This window comes from Candidatus Albibeggiatoa sp. nov. BB20, from assembly GCA_016744725.1.
GTDB lineage: Bacteria > Pseudomonadota > Gammaproteobacteria > Beggiatoales > Beggiatoaceae > Albibeggiatoa.
Genome location: JADGDW010000030.1, coordinates 23,353 through 32,686 on the forward strand (window position 1 = coordinate 23,353; position 9,334 = coordinate 32,686).

The window sequence follows — 9,334 nt, forward strand, 5'->3', positions numbered from 1 at the left end:
ACTCAAGATGGAATTGACTATAGCAAAACAATCTACAGAAAACACAATGAATAGCGTTCTTGTAGATTGTTAGGATTATGATTTTTTTCGAGGATTTACAGCCCTGAATTGTAAACATTTTCGGAAGATTTAGAATTGCATTTTTCTTTATTTCTTTAAGTATTTAATAAAAACCTTAGAATTACGTTGTAAATTGTATAATTCTTGGCGTTCTGTGGGTAAAGCATCAGGAGAAGTCTCCACAAATCCTCGTTCAATAAACCAATGCGCCGTACGAGTCGTCAATACAAAAATACTCTCTAACCCTTGATTTTCTGCGAGCAATTCCAAATAAGCCAGTATTGCATCACCTTTACGCATACCACGGTATTTTTCATGCACGGCAAAACAAGCCAGTTCCGCCGTTTTTTCATGAGAAAATGGATACAATGCAGCACATGCCACAATCATTCCATCCCGTTCTTGTATGGTAAATTGATCTACTTCCATTTCTAGCTTTTCTCGTGAACGCCTCACCAATGCGCCTGCCTGTTCCAAAGGCTGAATCAATTCCAATAAACCACCAATATCTTGAATGGAAGCTTGGCGCGTATTTTCATAAGGATCATAACTAATTAAAGTGCCAATCCCATCACGGCTAAATAATTCTAATAATAATGAGCCATCAATTTTTTGGGTGATTAAATGCACTCGCTCCACCCCATTACGACAAGCTTTTATTGCATTTTCAAGCAAATTTCGACTATTTGTATCTAAAGCCTTTTTTAACCACTTTTGGGCTTCGATAAATGTAAGCTGGCGTACTAGCTTTTCATCACTGTCCAACAAACCCACATTTTCATGTAAACAAACCCATTTTGCCGCACGTAATTCAATCGCTACTGCGGTGGCAACTTCTTCTGCTAATAAATTAAACATCTCACCCGTTGGAGAATGCCCTACTGGTGGAATCAGCACAATCGCATCTTTATTTAATTGATGTGTAATACCATTACTGTCAATTTTGCGTACTTCACCTGTGTAGTGAAAATCGACCCCATCCTGAACCCCTAAGGGTTTTGCCATCACAAAATTGCCTGACACAACTTGAATCTTAGTATCAGAAATCGGGACATTACTTAACCCCATTGATAGATAACTTTGAATGGTTAAATTGACTTCACCACAAGCGGATAATACGCATTGCAAGGCTTTTTCATCTGTGACCCGTCGTCCATTGACCAACTTACTTTCTAAACCTCGTCGCTGTAACTCTGCATCAATTTGAGGTCGGATACCATAAACAATAATAACCCGAATACCTAGGATATTAAGTAAAGCAATATCTTGTATAAGCTCTTTAAAATGAGGATGTTGTAAGGCATCACCATCAAAGCTAATCACAAAAGTACGGCCATGGTGCATGTAAATATAAGGAGATGCAGTGCGAAACCAATCAACGAAATGTTGGTTTGTTTGGAGTGTTTGTTGGGACATTTTTATTAATAATGTGTTTTTTTAGCGTATGAATCGTAAATTTCAAAAAGAAGGGGTGAATATAATATTATGCTCAGGTTCTGTTACCGTTTCTTCAACAGTCGTTTCAGCTTGCTCAATCTCAGTTTTTTCATCTGGTTGCTCTTCAACTACTTTGGTGGCAAGCTTCAAACGTTCGCGTAAATGTAATAAACCCGCATGAGCAGGAAATAAGCTCAAACCTTTATTTAACCACAAATCTGTTTGGGTAAAATTTTGTTGTTCAAATTGTTGGCGAGCTAATGTTTCATAAGTTGCGCCAATTTTCTGTAAACCCTGTAATGCGGATACATTATTTTGTTGTTTCAACACTTTTTTATAAGTTTTAAATGCTAACTCATATTGCCGCTGATTCATTTGTTGTTGGGCTTGATTTAACAAAATGATAATCGGGTCTGGTTTTGGTTCAACAGGTTTAGGTTTTTCTGGTTTAATTAATTTGCGTTTTTCTAAATTCGCTTTTAAACGTAACAGTTCTGTATGAGCTGGAGTAACTTTTAAGCCTTTTTGGATAAAATGTAAACTTTTTTCTATATTTTGCTCTGAATTCGCTAATTTAACATACGCATTGGCAATGTTTTCTAATCCTGCTAATGCCTGCGGATGATTCGGTGCAATGTTTAAGATTTTTTGATAACTCAGATAAGCATTATCATCATTTGGTTCAGTAAGATATAAGGATTTAAGTTGTCTTTGAGCCATTTTTAATAGTTTTTGAATCTGCTGTTGTTGATCTTGTTTTGCGGCTAAAGCGTATTGTAACGAGATAAGTAGCTTGTTTTGTGGAAATAGATTTAAACCCTGCTTTATGATGGCCAGACGCTGTTTTATATTTATCGTTTTATCTTGAGCTTGGGTTAAATGATTTTGTTTGATATTTTGCAAACCATTCATTGCATCATTTTGATTTTGATCTAAATTTAAAATAGATTGATATTGTGCATAAGCAGCTTTATATTTTTTATTAGTTATATTTTGCTGGGCTTGCCGTAACAAGGTGTTAATTTGATTATTGGTTTTTTGAGCTTGAATTGCATCTGATATGCGTTGCTGTATATTTAATAATGAGGGCTGATTAGGAAATAAGGCTAACCCTTTTTCTATTATATCTAATGCTTGAATAAAATTTTTATTATCATGATATTGTATTGCTTGTTGTTCATAATATGAACTGGCTTGTTGTAAACCCTCTTGAGCAGGCTGATTATTTGGGTCTCGATTTAAAATTATTTGATAAGTATCAAAAGCCAAACCAATTTGGTGTTGCTGTAAATATTGATGCGCTTGTTGCTGTAAATCTGTGATTGAATCCGATTCTGCAGAGAAAAAATCCAGTCTCCAAATCAAAGCTAGCATCGCAATAATGAAAATACTTAAAATAACACTGTTTCTTAGAAAATGGCTTTGAGGCTTAGATTCTGGCAAAATAGGCTCTGGGATGGCTTGGCCTAATAAAGCAGCTTTAAAGGCAGCAACCGTTTGAAAACGATGTTCAGCCTTAACACTCAGTGCACGATCAATGGTTTCGATAATAGAATCAGGAATGTTTAAATTAGGATAGGCTTTGAGTGAGATTAAGCCATCTTCATAAAAACGATCTGTTGCCGCAGGTGGCAAACTCCCAACTAACATCACATACATCAACGCCCCACAAGCATAAATATCTGTCCATGCACCAATTTTTCCTTTACCTGAATATTGTTCAATAGGAGAATAACCGTGTTTTAGCACTAAATCTAAGCTACGGCTATTTTCTCCAACAATATGCCGAGCCGCCCCGAAATCAATTAAAATCGGCGTACCATCGGTCAGAATATAAATATTATGCGGTGAAATATCTCTATGATAAATGTGTTCAGCATGAACCTCTGATAATGCATCTAGGATCGGTAGCATAATGTCCAGTGTTTGATTTACTGACAGCCTACCATTTGATTCCATTAAAATATCAATGAGGCTTTGGCCTTCCAAATAGTCCATAACCATATAACCTGTTTGATTTTCTTCAAAAAAATTATGTACGTGGACTATATGGGGATGGTCAAACTTTGCTAAATTACGGGCTTCATGCAAAAAAGAATTTAAACCCTGTAAAAAAGCAGGTTCTTGCTGTTTAATAGGCAGAATTGTGGCACTAATAAAATCACGGGTGGCTAATGCGGTAGGTACATATTCTTTAATCGCAACTCGCTTTTGTAACCGCACATCTAGGCCTATATAGGTAATGCCAAAACCACCTTGACCAATACTTTTGCCGATTGCATATTGTTCTTGCAACAGTGTGTATGGCTTTAAATATAAAGGATGCGGTTTATAGTGTCGATTATCCTGACCACAATGCGGACACGTCTGCTGATTTTGCAAGATTTGCATACAGTGTATACATAATTCATGAGGGGCAAGTTCAGGAGTCATGGCTAGGTTTCAAGTTTAGATTGCCAATTTTTAATTTAATGCATTTGAGTAGATAACTATAACATATCTTGTAATGTTGCGTTTTGTCACTATAACTGTGTTGCCTTATAAGTCTTGCTAAATGGACAATGTCACAAAATTGTCATCTTAATTGCTTAGGCTAAACTTTTTAAAGTGAATTCAAATAGGATGGAGGCTGTATGCTTAAAAACATGAAGCAGTTATTGGTAACGACATTAGCAGCAAGTTTATTAGCGGTTGCACCGACAAGCCAAGCAGATTGGCAACAAACCATGAAGGATTTGTGGGGTCAAACCAAGGATACAGCACAAGAAGGTTGGGAAGCAGTTCAACCTGTTGAGCCTGTTGAAATTGGTCTTGCTTATGGCACTGAAAAGAAAAAATGGTTGGAATGGGCGGTAGAAGAATTTGCTAAAACGCCTACAGGTGAAAATGTAAAAATCAATTTAATTCCAATGGGTTCAATTGAAGGTGCAAAAGCTGTTTTAGAACAAGATCAACGTATTCATGTCTGGTCTCCAGCAAGTAGTTTAGTACAAGATTTACTGGTTTCTAAATGGGAAGCTGAACATGGTAATGATCCTATTTATTCTGATGCACCGTTGGTTTTAACCCCAATGGTTATCGTGATGTGGAAAGACCGCTATGAAGCATTTATGGCTAAATATGAAGCAATGAACTTCAACACATTGTCAGAAGCATTGCAAGAAAGAACAGGCTGGGCTGCGATTGCAGAAAAACCAGAATGGGGTTTAGTCACTTTTGGTCATACAATGCCAACTCATTCAAATAGTGGTTTATTAGCTTTAGCATTAATGGCTTATGACTATGCTGATATTTCTCGTAAGTTGAAAGCAAAGCATGTTATGGATGAAGGCTTTTTAACTTGGATGGAAGAAACCCAAGACGCGATGACGGCTGATGAAACCAGCACAGGTAATTTAATGCGTACCATGTTGCGTTATGGCCCGTCAAAATTGAATGCGATTATCGTGTATGAAAACTTGGCTTTATCTAATTTAGACTCTGCAAAAGGTCGTTGGGGCGACTTTAAAGTGATTTATCCAAGTCGTAGCGTTTGGAATGATAATCCTTATTACATTTTAGATGTGAAATGGTCTGATGATAATCACAAGAATGCAGCTAAATTATTCCAAGATTTCTTATTGAGTAAAGTGGCTCAGGAAGAAGCCCGTGATAAATATTTATTCCGTCCTGCTAATATTGATGTGCCTATTTTAGGTGATGGTAGCGCGTTTGATGGTCTAAAAGACACAGTACAGATTGATGTGCCTACTATTAGCCGTCCTAAAGCTGATGTGTTAGAACAATTGATTCAAGTCTGGGAACGTAACCAGTAATCTTTTAGATTGTTTGAACATCATGGATATTAAAGGACTGTTAGCGACTCAAAACTAGCAGTCCTTTTTTTATCTTCATGTTGGATTAAGTTAACATTCTGGATTTGTGTTAGGACTGGCAGTCCTTTAATATTTCAAATATCAAATACTTTCAAATTTGAGGACTGCCAGTCCTATATCACTTTAAAATAAAACGACTATAGAATGTTAGCGGATATCAGCAATCAGTTTTTCAACAGCTTTTATATCAGCACGTTGCATTGGTTTTCCATCTACAGGACTTGGCGGTGACCAACGAATATCATCCACGTCAAAAATCACCAAGGTTATTTGCTCATCCCCTGCCATAAATTGATAACACGGAAAACTCACAGTTTGTTGCTCGATTCTAAAACGTTTATCTGTCAACTCATAAGGAATACCCTGCTGCATTAAAAATATATCCATATCTTCAGGGATATTAGTAAATAAATGTAGTGTAATATCAGAATGTTGAGTTGCTGTTCCCGTCAAGATATTCCCCACTAAACGCGGTTGAAAGTCTTTAAATAAACCCATTGCCTTGATTGCAACTTCGCGTAAATGTTGCACATATAACGGCTGATTGTCAGCTTGAAATAAGCGTTGATACAATATGATTTCGGCTTCAATTTCAGCGTTAGTCGGCAAATGACTTTTACTATTGGTCACACCTAATTCAGCGGTGGCTTTTTTCTTCGCCATTTGAAAATCTTTGACACCTTCTTGCACCATTAATCTGGCACAAATAGCAGCGATACGTTGGCGTAATTGGTAGTCGGGTGAACCTTTATGTCTCATAATTTTTTTAAAAGCACGAGTCAGTAATAAACAGGCCAGCAATATAAAACAAAATGCGCCTAAATACTACAGCCCTAAACTGAAATTCAAATTTGAAAAGATTTTACAAAATAGAGTCTAAATAGCGATAAAAACCATTTTAAATATAATATTTTCTTATACTATCAATTTGCAAAAGTAATGGATTTGGTTTTATATCAGCTATCTATTGTGATAAAGATACTTTTTCTATACACTAACTTTATAAAAAGCAAGATTTATCATGGCATAACTGGTTTTTGAACTTTTTCAAAATCACTATTTTATCTGACAGTAGAAAAATGCTTAGTTCACGAGTACAGAAACTAAGCCTAATACCAAACAACGATGTGCTACTGGTATATTGACCTAAAAATGCTTATGATAGGCACACTTTTTTATACCCGTTTTGTGAAAATAGATAATAAAGCATAAAAAGCAGTATTCACTTTCACAGCTAAAAACAGGTTTATGGAATATGGCGATTTATCGTCCCCTGGAATGGATTCACTTTTCATAACTAAATCTTTGAGTGGAGGATATATACAATGACAATTAAAGTCGCAATCAATGGCTATGGACGTATTGGTCGTAATGTGATGCGTGCGTTACACGAATCTGGCCGCGATGATATTGAAATTGTTGCTATCAATGACTTAGGTAATGCAGAAACCAATGCACACTTAACTAAGTACGATACAGCACATGGCAAATTTAATGGCGATGTCAGTGTTGAAGGTGACTATATTGTTATCAATGGCAAAAAAGTGCGTGCGTTATCAGAACGTGATCCAGCTAAATTACCTTGGGCTGAATTAGGTGTTGACGTAGTACATGAGTCTACTGGGTTCTTTGCAAGTAAAGAAAAAGCCAGTGCACATTTACAAGGTGGCGCGAAAAAAGTCATCATTTCTGCACCGGGTGGTAAAGATGTTGATGCAACGATTGTTTACGGCGTAAATCATGGTATTTTAAAAGCCAGCGACACTGTTATTTCTAATGCTTCTTGTACTACAAACTGCTTAGCACCTTTAGTTAAGCCTTTGCATGAAACGATCGGGGTAAAACATGGTTTAATGACAACCATCCATTCTTATACCAATGACCAAGTGTTAACTGACGTTTATCATTCAGACTTGCGTCGTGCCCGTTCTGCAACCCAATCGATGATTCCTACTAAAACAGGTGCAGCGGCTGCGGTCGGCTTAGTGCTTCCAGATTTAAATGGTAAATTAGATGGTTTCTCAGTACGTGTGCCAACGATCAACGTTTCAGTGGTTGATTTAACTTTTGTTGCAAACCGTGCAACTTCTATTGAAGAAATCAATGAAATTTTGAAGAAAGCCTCTGAAACACCTGTTGCTGACGGTGGTTTACAAGGTATTTTAGCGTATAACGTAGAGCCTTTAGTGTCTATTGACTTCAATCATACAACCGCTTCTTCTAGTTATGATTCAACTCAAACTCGTGTCACTCAAGACGGTACTTTAGTGAAAGTATTATCTTGGTATGATAACGAGTGGGGTTTCTCAAATCGTATGTTAGATACAACAGTGGCGTTAATGACTGCTAGTTAATTGATTTTGAGGTGAGAGCGGCTATAATTTAGCTCATCTCACCTTGCTCAATTAAAAAACGTGGTCACTGCAAATGAATGACAAATATATCAATTTATTTACGGACTATGGTTTTAAAAAGATATTTGGCGAAGAACCGAATAAAGATTTGTTGATTGGTTTTTTAAACGCCTTATTGGACAAACAACAACATATAACAGATTTAACTTATCTCAAAAATGAGCAATTAGGTAGGAATCAAGGTGAGCGCAGAGCCATTTATGATTTGTACTGTTCCAATGAACGAGGTGAAAAGTTTATTGTTGAAATTCAAAGAGTCAAACAACAATACTTTAAAGATAGAAGTTTATATTACGCCACATTTGCGATTCAGGAACAAGCCAGAAAAGGTGATGACTGGAAATATCAGCTTAAGCATGTCTACACCATTGGCATCTTAGATTTTAAATTTGATGATAATACCCCTGAATTACACCATCATGTACAGTTAGTCGAAACCACCACTCAACGTGTGTTTTATGACAAACTGACCTTCATTTATTTAGAAATCCCCAAATTCAATAAAGCCTTATCAGAATTGCAAAATGACTATGAAAAATGGTTATATGCGTTCAAAAATTTACATAAATTATCCGACCGACCCAGCGCGTTACAAGAAGGTATTTTCAAAAAGCTATTAGAAGCCGCAGAAATCACTAAACTTGACCAAAATAGTTTTGATGAATACCAAGACAGCTTAAAAGTTTATTGGGATTTGAAAAGCTCTATGGATAGTTATTACTTAGATGGTAAAAAGGATAAAGCCATGGAAATAGCAATTAATCTACTTAAAGCAAATATTGATATACAAATTATTGAAAAGACCACAGGATTATCTATAAAAAGTATTGAAGAATTAAAAAACCTACTCGCTATAAACGAATGATAAATAGACTACTAAAGGAGTAAATTATGAAAAAAATAATGCTTATCATGACAATACTGTTGTTATTGGGTACGCATCAGAGTTTTGCAGCTCCAATTCCTGAAAATATGCTAGGAAGGCCTTTGATTGTGCTTGCAACACCTCAAGGTTCAGATGATCCCTATTATGGGGAGTTCTTCAATGAGATTGTTGATTTTCAGGTGAGCTACGCAAAGCGTATCGCAGGTAATGATAACGTGATTATCATCGCGCCTGAGGGAGAAGCATACGATCGAGTAAGTCGTGCGCTTCCCGGTCATGTCTTGAAGGGCAAAGTGGCTGACATTTGGATGCGAGATTTAGGTGCTTCTCGTCAGAAAGACCCGATATTATTCCAATATTGGCCTAATTATATTCAGCCAAGCTCACTTAGAACTGAAACTAGACAGTCTTTTTTAAATGTTCTTTCTCAATATGGGGTAAGTGCTGAAGATTTTATTCCCAGCAATATAATATTGGATGGCGGCAACTTTGTTGATAATGGAGTAGATACAGTTGTTATGACAACGAGAGTCTATACGGATAATCCGCAACTTTCTCCTGATGAACTAAACAACCACCCGCTAAAGACGGGTGGGTTAGAGGCTTGGCGGCTGAAAGCCGGGATACAGGGCGACCAAGCCCTGTTGTCATTAAAGAATTAG

At 36.6% G+C, this 9,334-nt stretch carries 7 protein-coding genes; 4 read left to right on the forward strand and 3 right to left on the reverse strand.

What is annotated here, in order from left to right; translation table 11 throughout:
* Nucleotides 1–147: 147 nt before the first annotated feature.
* The gene (gene argA / locus ABXH34_RS05355) at nucleotides 148–1,476 is read right to left on the reverse strand and encodes an amino-acid N-acetyltransferase (protein ID WP_353570837.1); all 1,329 of its coding nucleotides are present in this window, start codon (nucleotides 1,474–1,476) and stop codon (nucleotides 148–150) included.
* 42 nt (nucleotides 1,477–1,518) lie between these two features.
* A complete protein-coding gene (locus ABXH34_RS05360) occupies nucleotides 1,519–3,930 on the reverse strand; it encodes a protein kinase domain-containing protein (protein ID WP_353570838.1) in 2,412 nt (803 codons plus the stop codon).
* A gap of 200 nt (nucleotides 3,931–4,130) precedes the next feature.
* Here ABXH34_RS05360 and ABXH34_RS05365 point away from each other — a divergent pair, with 200 nt between their 5' ends.
* Complete coding sequence (locus ABXH34_RS05365; protein WP_353570839.1) at nucleotides 4,131–5,312, forward strand: substrate-binding domain-containing protein; 1,182 nt, start codon at nucleotides 4,131–4,133, stop codon at nucleotides 5,310–5,312.
* Between the two features lie 207 nt (nucleotides 5,313–5,519).
* Here ABXH34_RS05365 and ABXH34_RS05370 read toward each other — a convergent pair whose 3' ends face one another.
* Nucleotides 5,520–6,131 carry a hypothetical protein gene (locus tag ABXH34_RS05370; RefSeq protein ID WP_353570840.1) on the reverse strand — a complete coding sequence of 204 codons (612 nt, stop codon included), beginning with the start codon at nucleotides 6,129–6,131 and terminating at the stop codon, nucleotides 5,520–5,522.
* A 566-nt stretch (nucleotides 6,132–6,697) separates the two neighbouring features.
* On the opposite strand from ABXH34_RS05370, the gene gap reads away from it, so the two are divergent.
* From gap to ABXH34_RS05385, 3 genes are all read left to right on the forward strand, one after another.
* Nucleotides 6,698–7,726 carry a type I glyceraldehyde-3-phosphate dehydrogenase gene (gene gap, locus ABXH34_RS05375; protein WP_353570841.1) on the forward strand — a complete coding sequence of 343 codons (1,029 nt, stop codon included), beginning with the start codon at nucleotides 6,698–6,700 and terminating at the stop codon, nucleotides 7,724–7,726.
* A 73-nt stretch (nucleotides 7,727–7,799) separates the two neighbouring features.
* The gene (locus tag ABXH34_RS05380; RefSeq protein WP_353570842.1) at nucleotides 7,800–8,651 is read left to right on the forward strand and encodes an Rpn family recombination-promoting nuclease/putative transposase; all 852 of its coding nucleotides are present in this window, start codon (nucleotides 7,800–7,802) and stop codon (nucleotides 8,649–8,651) included.
* 26 nt (nucleotides 8,652–8,677) lie between these two features.
* Nucleotides 8,678–9,334: an agmatine deiminase family protein gene (locus ABXH34_RS05385; protein WP_353570843.1), complete on the forward strand. Its 657-nt coding sequence runs from the start codon at nucleotides 8,678–8,680 to the stop codon at nucleotides 9,332–9,334.